The 21,464-nt window shown below is 64.6% G+C and carries 19 protein-coding genes; 7 read left to right on the plus strand and 12 right to left on the minus strand.

Translation table 11 applies throughout. From position 1 onward, the window contains the following. Positions 1–80 precede the first annotated feature (80 nt). Positions 81–731, plus strand: a complete 651-nt coding sequence (locus ABRP28_RS08590) for an amino acid ABC transporter permease (protein ID WP_102974984.1) — start codon at positions 81–83, stop codon at positions 729–731. After that, positions 728–1,567, plus strand: coding sequence for an ABC transporter permease subunit (locus ABRP28_RS08595; RefSeq protein ID WP_350001878.1), 840 nt, complete (start codon positions 728–730; stop codon positions 1,565–1,567). The genes ABRP28_RS08590 and ABRP28_RS08595 overlap by 4 nt, the downstream gene beginning before the upstream one ends. 55 nt (positions 1,568–1,622) lie before the next feature. Here the strand turns inward: ABRP28_RS08595 and dapE are convergent, their stop codons facing one another. Continuing rightward, the gene (gene dapE, locus ABRP28_RS08600; RefSeq protein ID WP_350001880.1) at positions 1,623–2,759 is read right to left on the minus strand and encodes a succinyl-diaminopimelate desuccinylase; all 1,137 of its coding nucleotides are present in this window, start codon (positions 2,757–2,759) and stop codon (positions 1,623–1,625) included. Between the two features lie 50 nt (positions 2,760–2,809). On the opposite strand from dapE, the gene dapD reads away from it, so the two are divergent. After that, positions 2,810–3,832 (plus strand): 2,3,4,5-tetrahydropyridine-2,6-dicarboxylate N-succinyltransferase, encoded by a 1,023-nt coding sequence (gene dapD, locus ABRP28_RS08605; protein ID WP_350001881.1) that lies wholly within the window; start codon positions 2,810–2,812, stop codon positions 3,830–3,832. A gap of 7 nt (positions 3,833–3,839) precedes the next feature. Then, a complete protein-coding gene (locus ABRP28_RS08610) occupies positions 3,840–4,697 on the plus strand; it encodes a hypothetical protein (protein WP_350001883.1) in 858 nt (285 codons plus the stop codon). A gap of 46 nt (positions 4,698–4,743) precedes the next feature. On the opposite strand, the gene ABRP28_RS08615 is transcribed toward ABRP28_RS08610, so the two are convergent. Together ABRP28_RS08615 and ABRP28_RS08620 are read right to left on the minus strand one after the other, a co-directional pair. Continuing rightward, a complete protein-coding gene (locus ABRP28_RS08615; RefSeq protein ID WP_350001885.1) occupies positions 4,744–5,355 on the minus strand; it encodes a hypothetical protein in 612 nt (203 codons plus the stop codon). 95 nt (positions 5,356–5,450) lie between these two features. Then, positions 5,451–6,053 (minus strand): TetR family transcriptional regulator C-terminal domain-containing protein, encoded by a 603-nt coding sequence (locus ABRP28_RS08620; RefSeq protein WP_350001887.1) that lies wholly within the window; start codon positions 6,051–6,053, stop codon positions 5,451–5,453. Positions 6,054–6,196: 143 nt separating this feature from the next. Here ABRP28_RS08620 and galE point away from each other — a divergent pair, with 143 nt between their 5' ends. After that, positions 6,197–7,210: a UDP-glucose 4-epimerase GalE gene (gene galE / locus ABRP28_RS08625; RefSeq protein ID WP_231456374.1), complete on the plus strand. Its 1,014-nt coding sequence runs from the start codon at positions 6,197–6,199 to the stop codon at positions 7,208–7,210. Positions 7,211–7,292: 82 nt separating this feature from the next. Here the strand turns inward: galE and ABRP28_RS08630 are convergent, their stop codons facing one another. The 3 genes from ABRP28_RS08630 to fdxA all read right to left on the minus strand — a co-directional run bounded on the left by ABRP28_RS08630 (position 7,293) and on the right by fdxA (position 10,296). Next, positions 7,293–8,579: a citrate synthase gene (locus tag ABRP28_RS08630; protein WP_066277559.1), complete on the minus strand. Its 1,287-nt coding sequence runs from the start codon at positions 8,577–8,579 to the stop codon at positions 7,293–7,295. A gap of 227 nt (positions 8,580–8,806) precedes the next feature. Continuing rightward, entirely contained in the window at positions 8,807–9,955 is a 1,149-nt protein-coding gene (dapC, locus tag ABRP28_RS08635) for a succinyldiaminopimelate transaminase (RefSeq protein WP_350001890.1), read from the minus strand. Positions 9,956–9,969: 14 nt separating this feature from the next. After that, entirely contained in the window at positions 9,970–10,296 is a 327-nt protein-coding gene (gene fdxA / locus ABRP28_RS08640) for a ferredoxin (protein ID WP_026265673.1), read from the minus strand. Between the two features lie 135 nt (positions 10,297–10,431). Here fdxA and ABRP28_RS08645 point away from each other — a divergent pair, with 135 nt between their 5' ends. Continuing rightward, positions 10,432–10,671 carry a hypothetical protein gene (locus ABRP28_RS08645; RefSeq protein WP_350001892.1) on the plus strand — a complete coding sequence of 80 codons (240 nt, stop codon included), beginning with the start codon at positions 10,432–10,434 and terminating at the stop codon, positions 10,669–10,671. Between the two features lie 160 nt (positions 10,672–10,831). Here the strand turns inward: ABRP28_RS08645 and typA are convergent, their stop codons facing one another. Continuing rightward, on the minus strand, positions 10,832–12,760 hold the full coding sequence (gene typA, locus ABRP28_RS08650) for a translational GTPase TypA (RefSeq protein ID WP_350001894.1): 1,929 nt from the start codon (positions 12,758–12,760) through the stop codon (positions 10,832–10,834). 270 nt (positions 12,761–13,030) lie between these two features. On the opposite strand from typA, the gene ABRP28_RS08655 reads away from it, so the two are divergent. Beyond that, positions 13,031–13,912, plus strand: coding sequence for an SGNH/GDSL hydrolase family protein (locus tag ABRP28_RS08655; RefSeq protein WP_350001895.1), 882 nt, complete (start codon positions 13,031–13,033; stop codon positions 13,910–13,912). Positions 13,913–13,980: 68 nt separating this feature from the next. Here the strand turns inward: ABRP28_RS08655 and ABRP28_RS08660 are convergent, their stop codons facing one another. The 5 genes from ABRP28_RS08660 to ABRP28_RS08680 all read right to left on the minus strand — a co-directional run bounded on the left by ABRP28_RS08660 (position 13,981) and on the right by ABRP28_RS08680 (position 21,408). Continuing rightward, positions 13,981–15,687, minus strand: coding sequence for an ABC transporter ATP-binding protein (locus ABRP28_RS08660; RefSeq protein WP_350001897.1), 1,707 nt, complete (start codon positions 15,685–15,687; stop codon positions 13,981–13,983). Positions 15,688–15,698: 11 nt separating this feature from the next. Continuing rightward, the gene (locus ABRP28_RS08665) at positions 15,699–16,649 is read right to left on the minus strand and encodes an ABC transporter permease (RefSeq protein WP_350001898.1); all 951 of its coding nucleotides are present in this window, start codon (positions 16,647–16,649) and stop codon (positions 15,699–15,701) included. Further along, a complete protein-coding gene (locus ABRP28_RS08670) occupies positions 16,639–17,568 on the minus strand; it encodes an ABC transporter permease (protein WP_066277571.1) in 930 nt (309 codons plus the stop codon). The genes ABRP28_RS08665 and ABRP28_RS08670 overlap by 11 nt, the downstream gene beginning before the upstream one ends. Positions 17,569–17,697: 129 nt before the next feature. Further along, positions 17,698–19,368: an ABC transporter substrate-binding protein gene (locus ABRP28_RS08675; RefSeq protein WP_350001900.1), complete on the minus strand. Its 1,671-nt coding sequence runs from the start codon at positions 19,366–19,368 to the stop codon at positions 17,698–17,700. A gap of 261 nt (positions 19,369–19,629) precedes the next feature. Further along, the gene (locus tag ABRP28_RS08680; RefSeq protein WP_350001902.1) at positions 19,630–21,408 is read right to left on the minus strand and encodes an ABC transporter family substrate-binding protein; all 1,779 of its coding nucleotides are present in this window, start codon (positions 21,406–21,408) and stop codon (positions 19,630–19,632) included. Positions 21,409–21,464 lie beyond the last annotated feature (56 nt).

A 21,464-nucleotide genomic window follows, 5' to 3' on the forward strand; every position in this document is an offset into this window, starting at 1 on the left:
CCCAGTGGTTGCCGGGGCTGCTCCGCGGCCCCGGCAACCACCGTCTCCGCTTCCGTCCACGCCCACATCCAAAGGATCCTATGGACGTCATTCTTGAGAACCTTCCCCTCTACTGGAACGGTTTTCTTCGCACGCTTTTCCTCTCCGCCGTTTCCGGCGTCATCGCGCTGGTACTCGGCACCCTCCTCGCAGCAGCCAGGGTTTCCCCTGTGGCAGCGCTCCGCGGATTCAGCACCGTTTACGTGGAGGTCCTCCGGAACACTCCGCTGACCATTGCCTTCTTCTTCGCCGCAATTGTCCTTCCCCGGCTCGGAGTGAAGTTCGAGCAGTTCGAAATTGCCGCCATCATTGCACTGAGCACCTACACCGCAGCGTTCATCGCCGAAGCTGTCCGCTCGGGTGTCAACAGCGTTCCGGTGGGCCAGGCCGAAGCGGCCCGCAGCATCGGGATGAACTTCGGGCAGGTCCTGAACCTCATCATCCTGCCGCAGGCCCTGCGGACGGTGGTCCCGCCGCTTATCAACATCCTGATCGCACTGGTCAAGAACTCCTCGGTTGCCGGCGCATTCTTCGTCCTGGAGCTGTTCGGCTACGGCCGGCAGCTGGCAAACGCCAACGGTGACGCCGTCATCCCCGTCCTGCTGGGCGTTGCGTTCTTCTATCTGCTCCTCACCGTTCCGCTGGGCATCCTGGCCAGCACGGTGGAACGAAAGGTGGCGATTGCCCGATGAGCTCAGTCCTCTACGACGTGCCAGGCCCCAAAGCCCGGCGCATTTCCCTGATCGGATCCATCGTGGGTTCGCTGCTGATCCTGGGCCTGCTGGCCTGGATCATCATGACTTTCGCGCAGCAGGGCATCTTTGAAGGACGCCGCTGGCAGATCTTCACCCGGGCCGATGTATGGACGCTCCTGGGCAACGGCCTGGGCGCAACGCTCAGCGCTGCAGCCCTCGCGGCTGTCATCGCCTTCCCCCTGGGCCTGCTGCTCTGCCTGCTCCGCATCTCGGATGTGGCCTTCATCCGGATCCCCATCCGGGTGGTGCTGGAATTCCTCCGCGGCATGCCGGTAGTCCTCATGATGCTGTTCGTCCTGCTGGGCTTCGGCACCTCGCCGTTCATTGCTGTTGTCACCGGCCTGGTGCTGTACAACTCCGCAGTGTTCGCCGAAATCATCCGTGCCGGCATCCAGTCGCTGCCCAAGGGGCAGCGAGAGGCCGGGCTTGCCATCGGCCTGACCAGCTTCAAGTCACGCATGCTGATCGAGCTGCCGCAGGCGATCAGGCGCATGATGCCGTCCCTGGTGGCGCAGATGGTGGTGCTCCTCAAGGACACCTCGCTCGGCTACATCGTGGCGTACGGCGAGCTCCTTCGCGCCGTGCAGGTCATGGCGGACTTCCTGGGTACGCAGTTCCTGTTCCCGATCTTCTTCGTGGCGGCAGCCATCTACATCGCCATCAACATCCTCGTTTCGAGGATCGCGGTGTGGATCGAGCGGCGCGGATCGAAGAAGGCGGCTGGCGGCGTGGCTAAGGCCGAGCCCGAAAAGGCTGAAGCACCCGTTCCCTGATCGTTCTCCCTGCAACGATGGCCCGGACCAACTGGTCCGGGCCATCGTTTTAAGTTCAGGTTGCGAGCCAGTCCTGCAGCGCCCGCAGGCAGGTGCGGATGGCATCCGCGTGGACGTGTTCGTTGTCCTTGTGGGCCAGCAGCGCGTCCCCCGGACCGAAGTTCACCGCCGGGATCCCCAGCTCGCTGAAACGGGCGACGTCGGTCCAGCCGTATTTGGGCTTCGGCTCGGCTCCCACGGCGGCAACGAAGGACGCGGCAGCCGGGTGGTTCAGTCCGGGCCGGGCTCCTGCGGCAGCATCCGTGCGCACAACGTCGAAACCCGCCAGCAGCTCCCGCACTACGGCTTCAGCCTGGTCGGGGTTTTTGTCCGGCGCGAACCGGTAGTTGATTTCCACCACGCACCGGTCCGGAATCACATTGCCGGCCGTACCGCCGTTGATCTTCACGGCGTTGAGGCTTTCGCGGTACTCGAGTCCGTCCACAGCGATGGTCTGCGGTTCGTAACCGGCCAGCCTCGCCAGGACGGGTGCCGCGGCGTGGATGGCGTTGCTGCCCATCCAGGCGCGGGCGGAGTGTGCCGCCTCCCCCACCGTTGCCACCTCGAACCTGCTGGTGCCGTTGCAGCCGCCCTCCACCGTGCCGTCCGTCGGTTCCAGGAGGATGGCGAAGTCGCCGTGGAGCAGGTGGCCGTGGTTGCGGACCAGGCGCCCCAGGCCGCTCTTGACGGCTTCCACTTCCTCGTGGTCGTAAAACACGAAGGTGACGTCCCGCTTCGGCGCGGCGCCGTCGTCGAACATTGTGGCCGCCAGGGCCAGCTGGACCGCAACGCCGCCCTTCATGTCCGTGGCACCCCGCCCGTACAGGATCCCCTCCCCCGGGATACCGGACTCCCAGCTGGAAGGCACGGTCCCTTTGGCACCCCCTGCCAGCGGCAGCGGCACCGTATCGAGGTGCCCTGCAAGGATGACGCGCTCCGGGCGGCCCAATTCGGTGCGGGCAATGATCGAATCGCCGTCACGGAGCACGCTCAGCTGGGGAATGGCCAGCAGGGCCGCCTCCACGGCGTCCGCGAGTTCCTTTTCGTTCCCGGACACGCTGTCGATGTCCATGATGGCGGCAGTAAGGAGCGCAACATCCTGGCGGAGGTCGAGCTGCAGGGTGGAAGGCTGGGGAGTGGTTTCGGCAGTCACGAAGCCAGTCTAGTTCGGACCCTGTCCCCGCCCGTCGATAGACTGGGGCCATGACTGAGACTGCTTCTTCTGCCGTGCCCGAAACCTCGCCTGCATCCACTGACCACCGCTCTGCCTACGGCTTCGGCGTGGCCACCGTTTCCACCAGGGACGCCAGCGTCCTGGATGTCTGGTTTCCTGCTCCGGCCCTTGGCGTGGCCGCCGAAAACCTGCGTTCGGTCGAGAACGCGGATGAGGCGCTGACCAGCATTGCCGAAAATGGTGCCGACCAGGACCGCGGCACCGAGCAGAAGGTCGTTTTCGTCCAGATCCACCTCGATGAAGCCCCGGCAGATACCGCCGACGCCTACCTGCGGCTGCACCTCCTCTCGCACCGCCTGGTCCGCCCCAACACCATCAACCTCGACGGCATCTTCGGCAGGCTCCCCAACGTCGTGTGGACCAACTTCGGACCCGCCGCCGTGGAAGGCTTTGAGCTCACGCGGGCGCGGCTGCGCCGCCGCGGCGCCGTCACCGTCTACGGCATCGACAAGTTCCCGCGCATGGTGGACTACGTTGTTCCTTCCGGAGTAAGAATTGCCGACGCCGACCGGGTGCGGCTGGGTGCGCACCTGGCCGAAGGAACCACCGTGATGCACGAAGGCTTCGTGAACTTCAACGCCGGAACCCTGGGCACGTCGATGGTGGAAGGCCGCATCTCGGCCGGCGTGGTCACCGGCGACGGCAGTGACGTGGGCGGCGGGGCTTCCATCATGGGCACGCTTTCCGGGGGCGGCAAGGAAAAGATCACCATCGGCGAGCGTGTGCTGCTGGGGGCAAACTCCGGCGTGGGCATCAGCATCGGTGACGACTCCGTGGTGGAAGCCGGCCTGTACGTGACGGCCGGGACCCGGGTGCGGGTACCGGGGCCCAAGGACGAGGTGGGCGAGGACACCACCAAGATCGTGAAGGCTGCCGAGCTGTCCGGTGTGCCCAACCTGTTGTTCCGCCGCAATTCCACCACCGGCGCGGTAGAGGTCCTCCCCCGTAAAGGCCAGACCGTGGAACTGAACGACGCCCTCCACGCCAACTGATCATTCCATGGCACGAAGACGCGGACTGCGCCGCCTCGCAGGACTGGTGCTCACCCTGGCACTGGTGGCAGGCGGCATTTACTCGGCCGTGTTTTTCCTGCAGCGCTCGGAAACGCTTGTTTCGGAGCGCTGCAGGGCCTCTATCGGTGAGCGTACGTCGGAACTCGCCCCGGACCAGGCCGTCAACGCATCCCTGATCACCGCCGTGGCGGTGCAGCGCGGGCTTCCGCCGCGTGCTGCGAGCATCGCCCTCGCCACCGCCATGCAGGAGTCCAAGCTCCGGAACATTGACCACGGGGACAAGGCGGGTCCGGACTCCCGGGGGCTGTTCCAGCAGCGACCCTCCCAGGGATGGGGAACCGAGGCCCAGATCATGGATCCCTACTACGCTGCGAACGCCTTTTACGACGCCCTGGTCAAAATACCCGGTTATGAGTCACTGGAGATCACGGACGCAGCACAGCGCGTCCAGCGGTCCGCCTACCCCACCGCCTACGCGCAGCACGAGGAAATGGGGCGGACCTTTGCCTCCGGGCTGTCCGGCCAGACGCCCGAAGCCGTCCAGTGCACCCTGCGGGCGGCTGGTGCGGGCGGAGACACCGCAGCGCTGTCGGCTGAGCTGAGCCAGGCCTACGGGCCGCTCGGGACCGTTGTTGAGGGTGGAACGCTGGTGGTGGACGCCGCAGGCAGCCAGGCGTGGTCCGTGGCGCAATGGGCGGTTGCCAACGCGAAAGGCTTCGAGGTCACCCGGGTGGAGGTCGCCGGCCGGAGCTGGGACCGGGAAGCGCGGGACGGGTGGCAGGCCTCGGCAGCCACGGACGGACAGGTCCGGATCACCGTGGCGGCGCAAGGAACCGGCAGCTGAACGGTTGCCGCAGGAAGACCTCCCGGCTGTTGCTTGGTGGACGTCCCTACACGAGGATCTCGACCACCGGCTGCACGTAGCTGCGGAAGAGCTCAGGTTCGGCCATCAGCCGGTTGCTCATAATAATCTTGTCCGGCTCCAGGTACCAGGCCCGCTGCTCATTAAGGGGCAGCTCGATGATCGTCAGTTTGAAGTCCCGGGAGTCCCGGCCAACCTCCATAAGCCTGTCGTCCACCATGTCCTCAAGAAGCTGGTCCGCACCGCTGGCGGCCCGCTCCGCCTCAAGCTCGGCATATTCGCTCCTGCGCTCCCGCGCCCATGTGAGGGCGGAGCCGAAGTGTGCCTGGAGCACGCGCTGCAGGGCGGGAGAATTGCCAAAAGCGTCGAATTCCGGCGGCGACAGCTCAGGTGAAGTCTGGGGGTGCGCCTTGAGCAACTGCTCCCACCACGCCTCCCACTCGGTCTTCAATGCGCTCAGGCCGCCCACATCCGCGGTCAGGTGTGAATGATCGGCGCGGCGTACCTTAGGCGCTGCATGGGACAACGCGGGGTGCCCAACGCCGTCCAGGCCTGCAGTATCCCGGACGAACAGGGCTATCATCATTGGCCCCGACGTGTCCGCGGTGATTTGCCACCTGGTGCCGCTTGTCTGATACATCCGACGTCCTTCCGTCGCGCGCCCATGCCGGGGTGATCCGGTAGCTCCCCCGGCTCCCAGTCTATTCCCCCTTGTGCCCACGTTAGTGGCACTCATCACATCCCGTCGAGGTGCTGTTCCAGGACTTCGATGCACATCTCCCGGGTCATCCATCCGGGCTGCAGCAGGGCGTGCATGCACAGCCCGTCCAGGGTGGCAAGAAGCCGCTCGGCTTCCACCACCAGGTTTTCCTTTGGCTCGCCCTCCGGCCTCAACGCACTGATAACGGCGCCCACGATGACGGCCACCTCCCGGTGGCTCCTGTCTGCTTCGGCGGCCAGGAACGGACGCACCCTCGCCGCGTTCCGGAACGCCATCCACGCGCAGACCTCAAGCGCGCGGGGCCCGTCCAGGGGCAGGAGTCCGCACAGAAGGGTTAATATGGCAGCCCGGTGCCCGGGGCTACCAGGATCCGCCGCATGAACGTCAGGCAGTGACGCTTCAAGCCTGCGAACGATGCGGTCCACCACTGAGGCGAAGGAGAATGCCAGCAACTCCTCGCTGCCTGCGAAATAGTGCCGGACAGAACCAACCGCCAGCCCGGCTTCGTCCGCCGTTTCCCGGAGGGAAGCCCGCTCCAGGCCGTCACCCGCAATGATGCGGAGAACTGCTTCAACAACGTCCTGGCGGCGGGCTTCGGCATCTACAATTTTTGGCACTCCTCCTATTTAGCACGGATGTGCTCCTTGAGGGGGTCCGGCATGCCGTGCCGCAACTTCGCGCCGGCCCGGGGTTCGGCGGCCCTGCCCGGCATCCGGAACACTGCGGCGGCAGCAAGTGTCCGTGGGATAGCGTTAGAAGCATGAAAATTCTGGTCACCGGGGGCACCGGCTACATTGGTTCCCACACTGTTTTATCCCTGCAGGAAGCCGGCCATGATGTGGTGGTCATCGACAACCTGGTCAACTCCAGCGAGGAATCGCTCCGCCGGGTTGCCGAGCTCAGCGGCAAGACCGCGGAGTTCCACAACGTCGACCTGGTGGACGAGGCCGCCGTCGAGCGCGTCTTCGCCGCCAGCCCCATTGACGCGGTGATCCACTTCGCCGGGCTGAAAGCCGTTGGCGAATCGGTCCGGGAACCGCTCAAGTACTACCACAACAACCTGGTGGGGACCCTGAACCTCATCCGGGTCATGGACCGCCACGACGTCCGGTCCATCGTTTTCAGCTCCTCAGCCACCGTCTATGGCGAACACAACCCGATCCCCTACGTGGAGAAGATGGAGATCGGGGCCAACAACCCCTACGGCCGGACCAAGGAGCAGATCGAGGACATCCTCTCGGACCTGGGCGCCGCGGACTCCCGCTGGCACATAGCCCTGCTGCGCTACTTCAACCCCGTCGGCGCACACCCCTCCGGCCGGATCGGCGAGGACCCCCAGGGCATCCCGAACAACCTTGTACCCTTCATCGCCCAGGTGGCAGTCGGCCGCCGCGAGAAGCTGATGGTCTTCGGCGGCGACTACGACACCCCGGACGGCACCTGCCTGCGCGACTACATTCATGTTGTGGACCTTGCCGAAGGGCACGTGGCCGCGCTCAACTACGTTGCGGAGCGCACAGGCGTCTTCCGCTGGAACCTGGGCTCCGGCAAGGGCTCCTCCGTCCTGGAGGTGCTGCGCTCCTTCGAGAAGGCAGTCGGGCAGCCCATCCCCTACGAGATCACCGGCCGCCGCGCCGGCGACCTCCCCGCCTTCTGGGCCGACGCTACGTCCGCCCTGGCGGACCTCAGCTGGTCCACCACCAAAACCGTTGACCAGATGTGCGAGGACCACTGGCGCTGGCAGAAGAACAACCCGCAGGGCTACAACGCCTGATCTCCCCCATCAACGCAAGCGGCCGCCCACCTTTGGAAGGTGGGCGGCCGCCGTCGTACGTCAGGCCTTGCTGAAACGGAGGTCAGCGGACCGGGTAGTCACGCTCCGGTTCGCCGATGTAGAGCTGGCGCGGACGGCCGATCTTGGTGTTCGGGTCGCTGATCATTTCGCGCCACTGGGCAATCCAGCCAGGGAGGCGGCCGATTGCGAACAGTACCGTGAACATCTTCTCCGGGAAGCCCATGGCCTTGTAGATCAGGCCGGTGTAGAAGTCCACGTTCGGGTAGAGCTTGCGCTGGATGAAGTAGTCATCGTTGAGTGCCTTCTCTTCAAGGCGCAGTGCGATGTCCAGCAGTTCGTCGTTGCCGCCAAGCTTGCTGAGGATCTCGTGGGCAGTGGCCTTGACGATCTTCGCGCGCGGATCGTAGTTCTTGTAGACACGGTGCCCGAAGCCCATGAGCCGGACGCCGTCTTCCTTGTTCTTGACCTTCTCCATGTAGTCCTCGGGCTTGGTGCCGTCGGCCTGGATCTGGCGGAGCATCTTGAGCACTGCCTCGTTGGCACCACCGTGCGCGGGCCCGAAGAGCGCGTTGATGCCCGCGGACACCGATGCGAACAGGTTGGCGTTGGACGAGCCCACCAGGCGCACAGTGGACGTTGAACAGTTCTGTTCGTGGTCCGCGTGCAGGATCAGCAGCAGATCCAGCGCCTTGGCAATGACCGGGTCGACTTCGTACTGCTCGGCCGGGAGGCCGAAGCTCAGGCGCATGAAGTTTTCCACGAGGTTGTGGGAGTTGTCCGGGTACAGCATGGGCTGGCCAATGGACTTCTTGTGCGCGTATGCCGCGATCACCGGCATCTTGGCCATCAGGCGGATCGTGGAAACTTCCACCTGCTCGGCGTTGAACGGGTCCAGCGAGTCCTGGTAGAACGTGGACAGCGCCGACACTGCCGAGGACAGCACGGGCATGGGGTGCGCGTCCCGCGGGAATCCGCTGAAGAAGCCCTTCAGCTCTTCATGCAGCAGGGTGTGGCGGCGGATCTTCTGGTCGAACTCTTCCAGCTCCGTGGGGCTGGGCAGGTTGCCGTAGATCAAAAGGTAGGACACCTCAAGGAAGCTGGAGTGCTGCGCCAGCTGCTCGATGGGGTATCCGCGGTAGCGCAGGATGCCAGCATCGCCGTCGATGTAGGTGATCGCCGAAGTCGTGGCTGCCGTGTTCATGAAGCCGGGGTCAAAGGTGACTGCGCCCGTCTGCTTCAGCAGTTTGGAAACGTCGTAGCCCTCGTTTCCCTCAACAACCTGGATGCGCGGCAGCTTGAGCTCGCCTCCTGCATGGTGCAGGGTGGCCGCATTGTTGGTCTCAGTCATGGAGTCCCCTTCATGAGGCTTCTGGGCCTCTGTCGAAAGCTTGATCCAACATCAGGTGAGCCGCGCACGAAGCCTGAGAACACAGGTTCCAACACCCGGGCTGCCTTCTTGTAGAAAGCCACCATTGATAGTCACTTAAAAAGTACCGCCCCTTGGCGGGTGCCACTAATCCGAGACCATCCGGAAGCCCCTAAAACCGTGCCGTTGTGGCGCGAGTCACAGTATTGTTACGGCGCCGCAACGAGCCGGGACACCGCTGCGTCGATGCGCTCGTCCGATCCCGTCAAGGCGACGCGGATGTAGCCGTTGCCGGCCTCACCGTAGAAAACCCCGGGGCCCACCACAATGCCCCGCTCCGCCAGCCGCCCCACGGTGTCCCACGTGCTTTCGCCGGCGGTGGACCACAGGTACAGCCCGGCGTCGGAATCCTTGATCTCAAGGCCGAAGTCCAGCAGCGCGGGAACAAGCCGCTCGCGGCGCCCCCGGTAAAGGTCCTTTTGTGCCTCCACGTGGGCGTCGTCGCCGAGCGCCACACGCATGGCCTCCTGCACCGGATAGGGCACGATCATGCCTGCGTGCTTGCGGCTGTTCACGAGGTTGGGCATGAGCCCGGGGTCGCCGGCCACGAACGCTGCCCGGTAGCCCGCCACGTTGGACTGCTTGCTCAGGGAGTAGACGGCCAGCAGGCCTTGATGGGAGCCGCCGGCCACGCGCGGATCCAGCATGCTGGGCACGGCCTGTCCGCCGCGCTGGACATCCCAGTCGCCCCAGCCAAGTTCCGCGTAGCACTCATCGGAGGCCACCACGGCGCCCAAATCCCTCGCCTGCTCCACCAGTGCCTTCAGGGAGTCGACCCCCCGGACGCTGCCCGTCGGGTTGCCCGGCGAATTGACCCAGATCAGCCGCACGCGCGCACGGGTGGCGTCGTCCAGTTCGTCCAGGTTGTCCGTCGCCACGGACGTAACACCTGCGAGGGTGGCGCCGATGTCATACGTGGGGTAAGCGACCTTGGGGCGGACGACGACGTCTCCGGGCTTGAGCCCCAACAGGAGCGGCAGCCAGGCCACCAGTTCCTTGGAGCCAACAGTGGGCATGATGTTGCGGGGATCAAGCCCCGCGACGCCGCGGCGCCTTTCAAACCATCCTGCGATGGCTTCACGCAAAGCCGGGGTGCCGTGCACGGTGGGGTATCCCGGAGCGTCAGCAGCGGCCTTCAGCGCATCCTGGATCAGGGCGGGGGTCGGGTCCACCGGGGTCCCGATGGACAAGTTGACGGCCCCGCCGGGGTGCTTCGCTGCCTTGGCGGCATATGGCGCCATGGCTTCCCACGGGTAGTCGGGCAGGTCCAGGCCAAACGTCCTCGCTGCTGCGGTCACGGTAGATTCCCGCGTCAGTGGTCTTGGTTCTGCGGCGGCAGCGCGGCAATCATCGGGTGGTCCTTGCCGGTGTTGCCGACCTTCGCTGCCCCGCCCGGCGAGCCGAGGTCGTCGAAGAACTCCACATTCGCCTTGTAGTAGTCCGCCCATTCCTCCGGGGTGTCGTCCTCGTAGTAAATGGCTTCAACAGGGCACACCGGTTCACAGGCACCGCAGTCCACGCACTCGTCCGGATGGATGTACAGCGAACGCTCACCCTCATAGATGCAGTCGACGGGGCATTCCTCAATACATGCCTTGTCCTTGACATCTACACACGGCTGCGCGATTACGTACGTCACGTCCCTGGCCTCTCCACGTTGGTTCCGGCAACCCGCCGGTACTTGCATCCGGCGCTGGGCCGGACCATTGACATCTGAGCCTATTATCTCCCAGCCCGTTCCCGCGAACCTAGCCGGACACCCTAGTATGAACTGGTGAGTCAGCCTGTACCTGCCCCTGCCGGGTTCCTCTCCGGCGCAGCACCCGGAATGCGCGTGGTGGTGCGGTACCGCATTGAGGGCGGCCTGACGGATGCCTTGGGCCATCTGGTGGCGTGCGACGCCGGTGCGTGCACCATCCGCACGCGGAAGGCCGACGTCGTCATCCAGCTCTCAGACGTAGTGGCCGCCAAGGAAGTTCCGCCGGCACCCGAGCGGCGCCGGCCCGCTCAGTAGGCGCGGTCCTCACTGCCGTGCGGCCTTCAATGCCCCGGGAAGCAGAAAAAGCCGGTACGACGGCGGGAAATCCGCGCCGCCGTACCGGCTCTTCGATAAGTTTTTGTCCAGCTATGCGGGGTTCAAGAGCCCTCAAGCCACCTTATCTGGACAAAAACTCTTAGACCTTGGCGCGGGCGCGGTTGGCCTTGGCGCGCTCGTTGGTGTCCAGGATGACCTTGCGGATGCGGATGGCTTCCGGGGTCACTTCCACGCACTCGTCCTCGCGGGCGAATTCGAGGGACTCTTCGAGGGTCAGGTCGCGCGGCGGCGTCAGGTTCTCGAAGGTGTCGGAGGAGGCTGCACGCATGTTGGTGAGCTTCTTTTCCTTGGTGATGTTGACGTCCATGTCGTCGGCGCGGGAGTTCTCGCCCACGATCATGCCTTCGTAAACCTCGGAGGTGGGCTTGACGAAGAACGAGCCGCGCTCCTGCAGGTTGATCATGGCGAACGGCGTGACAACACCGGCGCGGTCAGCAATCATCGAGCCGTTGGTGCGGTACTCGATGGGGCCGGCCCACGGCTCGTAGCCCTCGGAGATGGACGCTGCGATGCCGGCGCCGCGGGTGTCCGTGAGGAACTTGGTGCGGAAGCCGATGAGGCCGCGGGCGGGAACGATGAATTCCATCCGGCACCAGCCGGTGCCGTGGTTGGCCATGTTGGTCATGCGGCCCTTGCGGGCTGCCATCAGCTGGGTCACGGCGCCGAGGTACTCCTCGGGGACGTCGATGGTCATGTGCTCCATCGGCTCGTGGATCTTGCCGTCGATCGTCTTGGTGACAACCTGGGGCTTGCCCACCGTCAGCTCGAAGCCTTCACGGCGCATCTGCTCCACCAGGATGGCCAGCGCCAGCTCGCCACGGCCCTGGACTTCCCAGGCGTCGGGACGCTCGGTGGGGAGAACCTTGATGGAGACGTTACCGATCAGTTCCTTGTCCAGGCGGTCCTTCACCTGGCGCGCGGTGACCTTGGCGCCCTTGACCTTGCCGGCCAGCGGCGAGGTGTTGATACCGATGGTCATGGAGATCGCGGGATCGTCCACGGTGATCAGCGGCAGCGGCTGCGGGTTCTCGGCGTCGGTCAGGGTCTCGCCGATGGTGATGTCCTCGATGCCGGCGACGGCGACGATCTCGCCCGGGCCTGCAGACTCAGCGGGAACGCGGTCCAGGGCCTTGGTGGCCAGGAGTTCGGTGATCTTCACGTTCTTGAGCTCACCGTTGGCGCGTGCCCAGGCAACGGTCTGGCCCTTGCGCAGGGTGCCGTTGTAGATGCGCAGCAGGGCGAGACGGCCCAGGAACGGGGAGGCGTCCAGGTTGGTGACGTGTGCCTGCAGCACACCCTCCGGGTTGTAGGTGGGTGCCGGGATGTGCTCGATGATGGTCTTGAACAGCGGCTCCAGGTCTTCGTTCTCCGGAGCGGTGCCGTCAGCGGGCTGCTCCAGGGAAGCGCGGCCAACTTTGGCAGCTGCGTAGACAACGGGAACTTCGAGGATCTTGTCCAGGTCCAGGTCCGGAACTTCGTCCGCCAGGTCCGAGGCAAGGCCAAGGAGGAGGTCCATGGACTCGTGGACGACCTCCTCGATGCGGGCATCGGGACGGTCGGTCTTGTTGACCAGCAGGATGACGGGCAGGTGCGCGGCGAGGGCCTTGCGCAGCACGAAGCGCGTCTGGGGCAGCGGGCCCTCGGAAGCGTCAACGAGGAGGACGACGCCGTCGACCATGGACAGGCCGCGCTCCACCTCGCCGCCGAAGTCGGCGTGGCCGGGGGTGTCGATGACGTTGATGGTGATGGTCTCGCCGTTGGAGGACGGTCCGTTGTAGGCCACGGTGGTGTTCTTGGCCAGGATGGTGATGCCCTTTTCGCGCTCCAGGTCACCGGAGTCCATCACGCGGTCTTCAAGGTGGTTGTGCTCGGCAAAGGAGTTGGTCTGCTTGAGCATGGCGTCGACCAGGGTGGTCTTGCCGTGGTCAACGTGGGCCACAATCGCGACGTTGCGGAGGTCACTGCGTGATGCAGTGGCTACCGCGGTGTTGGTGGTGGTTTCAGACATGCGTAATGGCTCGATTCAGTGGTGAAAGTCAGCTGTTGTATCGCGACATTTCCAACCGGAACGCACGACGGATCAGGCCCTTAGCACAGGGCGCCTTCCTCCATTCTAGCGCCAGTGCCATTTATTGGCCTAAATTCTCCGGCAGTGTGCGGGCACCTCGTGGCGCCGGCCCTGCTCCGCCACGGAAAATTGTGGGCAATATCACTGGTCATACGGATCGCCATGCCACATGATTGCTCTGACAGACCGTGCAAGCCCGAAAGACACCAGATGCGAAGATCCCCGGCCGCCAGGGCCTGGACCCGTTGTGCCGGCGTCGCTGCGGTTGTTGCCTTGTCTGCTGTTGTCCTCTCCGGCTGCGGCGTGCCCGCCCCGTCCCCCGAAAATCCCGTCCGTCCAGTTGCGGCGGAGGCAGTACCGGGCGGTTCCCAGGGGGCACCAGGGAATCCTGCTGGAATAGCTGCCGGTTCCCGCGTTGTGAATCCGGCCAACGGGCGGCTTGAGGCCGTGATCCCCGAGATCAGCAGGACTGTCCTGCTGATCGGTGATTCACAGGCGGAACCGGTGGACGGCTGGCCACGCCTCGGCCTGGCTGCGGCAGGGTACAAGGTGTACTTCTGCGGCCGGGGCGGGACCGGTTTTGTCTCCTCGAACGGCGCAACAGGCAACTACATCGATGCCCTACTGAGTGGCGACTGGCTGCTTCCCTCCGGCACGCCGGCGCTCATCGTTATCCAGGGAGGCGGCAACGACGCCGCCGGCGGAGCGAGTAACAGACGGATAGCCGCCAACGCCGAACGCCTTATCGCCGAGCTCCGGGAGCGCTACCCGGGCACGCGCATGGCGATGATTGGAACGCTTGCCCGTGGCGAGGCCCACGGCGGCGGCCGCCGAACCGAAGTTGATGCCGTGCTGGGGTCGGTGGCTGCGTCCCATGCCCTGCCCTTTGTATCCGTGGGCGACTGGTTGACCCGGTATGGCCTGGTCAAGGACCTGGCCGACTCCGTGCACATGAACCCCGCAGGCCACCAAAAATTGGGAACCCTCCTCGAGGCTCGCCTCCGGGAACTGGGCCTGGACCGGAAGCCGACGGCGGACCAGCAGCCGTTGCGCGCCTCGGGCACCGTGGACGGCGCCCCGGGACAGGACTGACAAGCAGACGGCTGGAGCCGGGGCCCGAAGGCCCCGGCTCCAGCCGTTCCTGTTGTGCTGCCTGGTCCTTATGCAACTTCCGGCGGAAGCATCAGCTTGGCCCCCGGGATGGCGTTGAGCAGCGCCTGCGTGTACTCCTGCTGCGGAGCGTCGAAGACGTCGTCCGTGGATCCTGTCTCCACCAGGCGCCCCTTCTCCATCACGCAGACGTGGTCCGCGATCTGGCGGACCACCGCGAGGTCGTGGGTGATGAAGAGGTAGGTCAGGCCCAGGTTGGACTGCAGGTCAGCCAGGAGGTTCAGCACCTGCGCCTGGACCAGGACGTCCAGGGCGGACACCGCCTCGTCACAGATGATGACTTCGGGGTCCAATGCCAGCGCACGGGCAATGGCAACGCGCTGCCGCTGCCCGCCCGAGAGCTCGTTCGGGTACCGCTGCATGGTGGATTGCGGCAGCGCCACCTGGTCCAGCAGCTCGCGGACCTTCTTCTCGCGGCTGGCCCTGTTCCCGATCTTGTGGACCCGCAACGGCTCCTCAATGGTCCGGTAGATGTTGTACATCGGATCCAGGGAGCCGTAGGGATCCTGGAAGATGGGCTGCACCCGGCGCCGGAACTTGAACAGTTCCGAGGGCTTCAGCAGCGAGGTGTCCACGCCGTCGAAAAGAATCCTGCCGTCGGTGGGCTTCTCCAGCTGCAGCACCATCTTGGCCACTGTGGACTTGCCGGAGCCCGACTCCCCCACGATCGCCGTCGTGGTTCCCCGAAGGACGTCGAAGGTAACGCCGTCGACGGCCGCAAAATCGGATGATTTGCCCAGGCCCTGCCGGAGCTTGTACACCTTTCGCAGGTCCTGGATCTGCAGCACGTTGTCAGCGGCAAGTGCCTCAGCGGCCGGAGCCAGGAGGTCCGCCGCTTCCACGCCCTGTTCCTTGGCAACTTGGATCCGCCGGCTGGCCAGGGACGGTGCCGACTCCACGAGCCGCTTGGTGTAGGGATGCTGCGGGTTCTGCAGCAGCTCCAGCGACGGCCCGGATTCGACCACCTGACCCCGGTACATGACAACAACCTTGTCCGCGCGTTCAGCGGCAAGGCCAAGGTCGTGGGTGATCAGCAGGACAGCTGTACCAAGCTCGGAGGTCATGCCTTCAAGGTGGTCCAGGATCTGCCGCTGCACCGTGACATCCAGCGCCGACGTGGGCTCATCCGCAATCAGCAGCCGGGGCTGGCAGGACAGGCCGATGGCGATCAGGGCCCGCTGGCGCATGCCGCCGGAGAACTCGTGCGGGTACTGCTTGGCGCGGCGGTGGGCATCCGGAAGGCCTGCCTCGGACAGGACCTTCGCGATGTCCTCCGGTCCGCTGGGCCTGCCGTTGGCGCGCAGGGTTTCCTTGACCTGGTATCCGATTTTCCACACGGGGTTGAGGTTGGACATGGGGTCCTGGGGCACCATGCCGATGGTGTTGCCGCGCAGCTCGATCATCCGCTTTTCCGGCGCGTGCGAGATATCCTCGCCGTCCAGCAGGATCTGTCCGCCGGAGACCCGTCCGTTTGCCGGCAGCAGGCCGATGGCCGCGAGGGCGGTTGTTGATTTGCCTGAGCCTGACTCGCCCACGATCGCCACGGTCTCGCCCGGCATGATGGTGAGGTGGGCATTGCGGACAGCGTTCACTTCGCCGTTGCTGGTGTTGAACGTGATGGCCAGGTCCCGGATTTCCAGGAGCGGCCGGTTTGCGGGTGATCCGGCTTCGGTAATGGTGACGTCTGATGCAGTCACATGTGCCTCTTTCATCGCTGGCGGCTCTTCGGGTCAAGAGCATCGCGCAGGGCGTCGCCCAACATGATGAAGCTCAGGACGGTGATGGACAGGGCGGCAGCCGGGTAAAGGAGCACTGCGGGGTTGGTGCGGATTGAGGACTGCGCCGCGGAAATGTCGTTGCCCCAGGACATGATGCTGCCGGGAAGGCCGATGCCAAGGAAGGACAACGTCGCCTCCAGCACAATGAACACGCCCAGCTCCATGGTGGCCAGCACGATGATGGGGGCGAGGGCGTTGGGCAGCACATGCTTGATGAGGCTTTGGATCCTGGACACACCCAGCGACCGGGCGGCCGTGATGAAGTCGGCATTGCGGACTTCGATCACCGCGCCGCGGGTCAACCTTGCCATCTGCGGCCAGGCAAGCAGCACGATGATCATGATGACCGTCCATACACTCTTGTTTTCGCGGAAGAACGGCAGCTGGGTAACCACGAGTGCGCCGAGCACCAGCGGCAGTGCAAAGAAGATATCGCCGAGGCGGGCGATCACGGCATCGAGCCAGCCGCCGTAGAAGCCGGCCAGTGCGCCCAGGGTCACCCCGATGATGAGCACGCCAATGACGGCGAACACGCCAACCATGACCGAGGCTTGCGTGCCGTAGATGACGCGGGCGTACACGTCGCAGCCCTGGAAGGTGAATCCAAACGGATGTCCGGCCGAGGGCGCGCCGTCCGAGTTTGCCAGCTGGCAGTTGTCGTTCGGCGGAGTCTGGGTGAACAGGCCCGGGAAGAACGCCACAACAAGGATGACCAGGATCATCACTGCCGAGACGATGAACAGCGGACGACGGCGGAGCTTCCGCCAGGCGTCAGCCCACAGGCTCAGCGGGGCCTGGTCAGTCTTCACCGCATCCGTTGCCAGCAGAGGGGTCTCCTCCAGCGGGGCAACGAAGTGCGTGGTGTCTTGGTTACTTTTCATAGCGAATCCTCGGATCAAGCCAGGCGTACAGCAAATCAACCAGCAGGTTGGCGATAACGAAGACCAGCACCAGCACGCTCACGATCGCGACGACGGTGGGTCCTTCGCTGCGGAGAATTGCCTGGTAGAGCTTCTGCCCCACACCGGGGACGTTGAAAATGCCTTCGGTGACAATGGCGCCGCCCATCAGGCCGCCGAGGCTGGCGCCCAGGTAGGTGACGACCGGAATCATCGAGTTGCGGAGGATGTGCGCCATGACTACCCGCGGCCGGGACAGGCCCTTGGCAGTAGCGGTACGCACGTAATCGGCCGTCGAGTTTTCAATCACGGACGCGCGGGTGAGGCGGAGCACGTAGGCGAAGGAGACCAGCGCAAGCGCGAAGGCCGGGAGCAGCAGCGTGCTCCAGCTGACGTCAGTGCCCACGGTGGGTTTGGCCCAGCCGAGGTAGACGCCGAAGACGAGCTGCAGGACGAAGCCGAGGACAAAGATGGGGATGGCGATGACGACGAGCGAGGCCAGCAGGACGGTCGAATCGAAGATCTTTCCCTTGCGGAGGCCGGCGATGAGTCCGAAGCCGATGCCGAACACTGCCTGGATGACCAGCGCTTCGACGGCCAGCATCACGGTGACGGGGAAGACGCGGCCGAGGGTGGCGGCGATGGGCTGGCCGGTGAAGTCAACACCCAGGTTGAACGTAAAGAGGTTCTTGAGGAACAGGCCGTACTGGACCCAGAACGGCTGGTCCAGGTTGTACTGCTGGCGAAGGGCCGCGATCACGGCTTCGCTCGGGGGACGGTCTCCGAAGAGCGCCCTGATGGGGTCCCCGGGAAGGGCAAACACCATGAAGTAGACCAGCAGGGTGGTGCCCAGGAAAACGGGGATGACTTGGAGCAACCGCCGGAGAATGAACTGGATCACAGCAGACCCTCCGGGGTTTGTGGAGATGGGGGGAATTTCATGTAGGACAGCTTCCTGCCGGTATCAAGGCTATGGGGGCCCGGCTGGTGCCGGACCCCCACTAGCTATTTGAGTTGGACGGTCTCAGGACTACTTTGCGGTGATGTTGTAGTACTGGATGACACCGTTCCAGCCGCTGTCCACGTTCGTGACATTCTGGCTCCACACGACCTGGCGTGCGGAGTACCACAGCGGGAGGTTGGGCAGGTCCTGGAACAGGATTTCCTGGGCCTCGGTGAACTTCGCGTTGGCGTCGTCGGTGGACTTCGAACCCAGGCCTTCGTCAAGGAGCTTGTCGAACTCGGGGTTCGAGTAGCCCTCGTAGTTGGCGCTGGCGCCGGTCCGCAGCAGCGGGCCGAGGAAGTTGTAGAGCGACGGGTAGTCTGCCTGCCAGCCGGCCCGGGCGAAGCCGGGAAGCGTCTGGGACTTACGGAGGTCCAGAAGTTCGGCAAACTTGGCGAAGGGCTGGCCTTCGACCTGGATGCCGAGGTTGTTCTTCAGGTTGTTGGCGACGGCGTCGATCCATTCCTTGTTGCCGCCATCGGTGTTGTAACCGAGCTGAAGGGTCTTGTCAGCCGGCCACGGGCTGATGGCGTTCGCCTTTTCCCAGGTTTCCTTTGCCTTGGCGGCGTCGAACTTCAGGACGTCGGATCCTTCGACGTTCTCGTTGTAGCCGTCCACGGCCGGGGAGGTGAAGTCCTTGGCCGGAATGCGGGTACCGCTGAAGATGACCTTGGTGATCTCGTCGCGGTTGATGGCCATGGAGATGGCCTGACGGCGCAGCTTGCCGGCTTCGCCCTGGAACTCGGGCAGGTAGCCCGGGATGTTCAGGGTGGAGTTGCCTGCGTAAGGCTTGTTCAGGTGGTTGTCCGGGAAGTCCGTGGTGTAGGTCTTCAGGGCGTTGGTCGGAAGGACGTCCGTGACGTCCAGGTTGTTGGCCTGGATGTCGGTGTAGGCGGGAGCCGGGTCCGTGTAGAACTTGAAGGTCACGCCGCCGTTCTTGGCTTCGCGGGTACCGGCGTAGTCCTCGTTCTTGACGAGTTCAATCTGGCTGTCGTGCTGCCAGGCGCCTTCCTTGGCCATCTTGTAGGGGCCATTGCCAACGGGGTTCTCGCCGAAAGCCTTGGGATCAGCGATGGCCTCGGAGGGAAGCGGCATGAAGGCCGTGTAGCCAAGGCGCAGGGGCCAGTCGGCCTCCGGCTGCGTCAGCTTGACCTCAATGGTTGAGTCATCCTTGAGGACCAGGCCGGAGAGGGTCTCGGCCGTGGGGGCGGGAACCTCCGTCTCGCCTTCCTTCTTGGTGGCGCTGACGGCGTCGTAGCCCTCGATGGACTCAAAGAAGCTGCTGTTCGCCTGGGCGTTGGTGCTCAGCGCTGCGAAGTTCCATGCGTCAACGAAGCTCTTGGCGGTGACTTCCTCGCCGTTGGTGAACTTGGTGCCGCTCTTGACCTTGATGGTGTAGTTCTGGCCATCCGGGGATTCGATGGACTCTGCCAGCGCGTTGACCGACTCGCCGCTGGGGCTGTAGCTGGTCAGGCCTTCGAAGAGAAGCTCTACAACGCGGCCGCCGTAGACTTCGTTGGTGTTTGCCGGCAGCAACGGGTTCTGTGGTTCGTTGCTGTAGGCGGTGATGATCTTGGCCGGATCGCCTGCGGCGTCGCTTGCCCCTTCATTGCTGCCGCCTCCAGCGCCGCAGCCGGTCAGGGCGAGGGCGGCGATTGCCACCATGCCCAGTGCTTTGGAAGTGCGCGTAAAACGCATTCCGCCTCCTATGAGTTGTGGGAGATAACGAGGGGGAATCTGGTGCTTCCCCGCAGGTGAGACGCAGCTTTCGACTGTGACGCAACCTACATATACGAGTAGCCTAACCGCACGAAGTCCAGATACTGGTACTCCGTTGCCAAACCGTGACCGGCTCGAACTGAACGCCTAGTCGGTCAACGGAAGTTGTGCAAGTCACATGCTACTCGCCGGTAGCCCCTACGGCGAATCGGCCAGGCTGGAAGCTTTTGTCCGCCAATTTCAGGATGCTGACGGCTGCGCCAGGCGCCAGTCCCACACGTTCCACCAAACACCCAGGGGGCCGGCGCTCGTCTTGACGCCCGCCACCCGGGCGCTGAAGGCAGTGGCACCAACGGTCTGGTAGAGCGGGAGGCCATAGGCGCTTTCCCAGATCTGTTTGTCGATCTCCGCCAGCAGCTCATCCTGCTTGCCCAGGTCCGTGGTGCCGGCAAGCTGTTCCATCAGCCTGTCGGCGTCGCCGTCGGAAAAGCCGTTGAAGTTGCTGCCGGCCCCGGTACGGAAAATCTGGGGGACGCGGCTGACCCCCGCTGCGGTGCCAATCCATCCCAGCAGCGCGGCATCGTAGCCTTCCCCGCCGAGCGCCCGGGCCCAGTCAGCACTCCCCTCCCCCGCATCGGCCACCTGGAAGCCTGCCTGCGCGGCAGAGTCCCTGATCAGGGAAAATGCTGTGGCGCGGTTGGGGTTGTCCCGGTTGTAGAGGATCCGAATGGTGGGGGTGGCACCATCCAGGAGCGCCTTTGCCCCATCGATGTCCACCTCCGCGTAGTCCGACGAGCCGTTGTCCTTAACGGTGTCGTTGTATTTGGGCTGGGAGGGCAGGAACACGTGCGAATCCAGCGGTGCCGCATCGGGCTGCCGGTCGCCCACCACGGCGTCAATAATGGCTTGGCGGGGTACCGTTTTAAGGAACGCCTGGCGGATGTCCTCGTCGGCGAACGGCCCGGAGAAGTTGAGGTCCAGGTGGTCGTAGCCTGACTGGTTGTACCACTCGACGGTGTTGCCCTGGTCCGCAAGCCCTGCCAGGAGTTCCCCGGTTTCGGCGGAAGGCTGCGGCGAGATGATGTCCGCCTGGCCGTTCCGGAGCGCTTCGACTGCCGTGGGCACGGAGCCGGTGAAGCGGATGGTTATTTCGTCCAGCCAGGGCTCCTGGCCCCACACGTAGTCGCGGTTCCGGACGAGGGTCATGGAGACCTCGGGGACGATGTCGCGCACTATGTACGGGCCGCTGGAGAGGAACACGGAAGGATCCTCGGGCAGGCTTTTGGTGTCGAACCCGGAGTTCCAGAAATCGCTGACCCGTTTGAGGGGTTCATTGACGGCAGGCTCCTCCCCGTTGCCGCGGGGCGAGTCCCGGATCAGGTCAACCAGGTCTTCCTCGTCGTTCAGGCCGCTCTTGGCTGCCACCACGTGCGCCGGCAGGCCGACGTCGAACGCCACTTCCCAGTCAGCGTAGGGGACGGCGTATTCCAGGGTGATGGAGCGGCCGTCTGCCCCGATTTCCGGCAGGACGGTTCCGGCAAGGCCGCTGGTGTCGGAGGCTACTGAGAAGTATGTGGTGCCTGTGCCCGCCAGGGGGTCGGCGTCGTCGAAATAACCTGACCCGGCCGCCCAGCTCAGGAGGAGGTCGCCGGCGTCGACCGCCTCGCCGTCGGACCATTTAACGCCCTCGTTGACGGTGTACCTGACCTTCAGCGGCTGGTCCGAGACCTTCTCGAAGCGCCCGAATTTTTCGTTCCGCACTACCTTTGCGGCGTCATCCAGGTAGTAGAAGCCTGAGTGGGTGATGTAACCGATCTTGGAGTTGATATCGGTGTTGCCGTCCGCGCTGTAAGGGTTGAAGGACGAGAAAGTGTTGGCCTCCGCCACGGTCACGCTGCCGCCGCGTTTGGCTTCCCCCACCACCACGGGAGCGGTGCCGCCGTTGCCTGAACACCCAGACAGGACCAGGGCGGCCGCCACGGCCGCGGTGATGTAGTGCACCAGACGCCTGAACGGCATGCCGCCTCCTTCTTTTCCTTCTGCGGGAGGGGCTCCTGGAATCGCCAGGATCACGC

Origin of the sequence: Pseudarthrobacter sp. WHRI 8279 (assembly GCF_040224115.2) — a bacterium.
In the GTDB taxonomy this organism is placed as follows: Bacteria; Actinomycetota; Actinomycetes; order Actinomycetales; family Micrococcaceae; genus Arthrobacter.

What these genes read in the sequence shown, in the direction of transcription:
- ABRP28_RS08590 (WP_102974984.1), top strand. Translation starts at nt 81, where the DNA reads ATGGACGTCATTCTTGAGAACCTTCCCCTCTACTGGAACGGTTTTCTT.
- ABRP28_RS08595 (WP_350001878.1), top strand. Translation starts at nt 728, where the DNA reads ATGAGCTCAGTCCTCTACGACGTGCCAGGCCCCAAAGCCCGGCGCATT.
- dapD (WP_350001881.1), top strand. Translation starts at nt 2,810, where the DNA reads ATGACTGAGACTGCTTCTTCTGCCGTGCCCGAAACCTCGCCTGCATCC.
- ABRP28_RS08610 (WP_350001883.1), top strand. Translation starts at nt 3,840, where the DNA reads ATGGCACGAAGACGCGGACTGCGCCGCCTCGCAGGACTGGTGCTCACC.
- ABRP28_RS08615 (WP_350001885.1), bottom strand. Translation starts at nt 5,355, where the DNA reads ATGTATCAGACAAGCGGCACCAGGTGGCAAATCACCGCGGACACGTCG.
- galE (WP_231456374.1), top strand. Translation starts at nt 6,197, where the DNA reads ATGAAAATTCTGGTCACCGGGGGCACCGGCTACATTGGTTCCCACACT.
- ABRP28_RS08630 (WP_066277559.1), bottom strand. Translation starts at nt 8,579, where the DNA reads ATGACTGAGACCAACAATGCGGCCACCCTGCACCATGCAGGAGGCGAG.
- typA (WP_350001894.1), bottom strand. Translation starts at nt 12,760, where the DNA reads ATGTCTGAAACCACCACCAACACCGCGGTAGCCACTGCATCACGCAGT.
- ABRP28_RS08655 (WP_350001895.1), top strand. Translation starts at nt 13,031, where the DNA reads ATGCGAAGATCCCCGGCCGCCAGGGCCTGGACCCGTTGTGCCGGCGTC.
- ABRP28_RS08665 (WP_350001898.1), bottom strand. Translation starts at nt 16,649, where the DNA reads ATGAAAAGTAACCAAGACACCACGCACTTCGTTGCCCCGCTGGAGGAG.
- ABRP28_RS08675 (WP_350001900.1), bottom strand. Translation starts at nt 19,368, where the DNA reads ATGCGTTTTACGCGCACTTCCAAAGCACTGGGCATGGTGGCAATCGCC.
- ABRP28_RS08680 (WP_350001902.1), bottom strand. Translation starts at nt 21,408, where the DNA reads ATGCCGTTCAGGCGTCTGGTGCACTACATCACCGCGGCCGTGGCGGCC.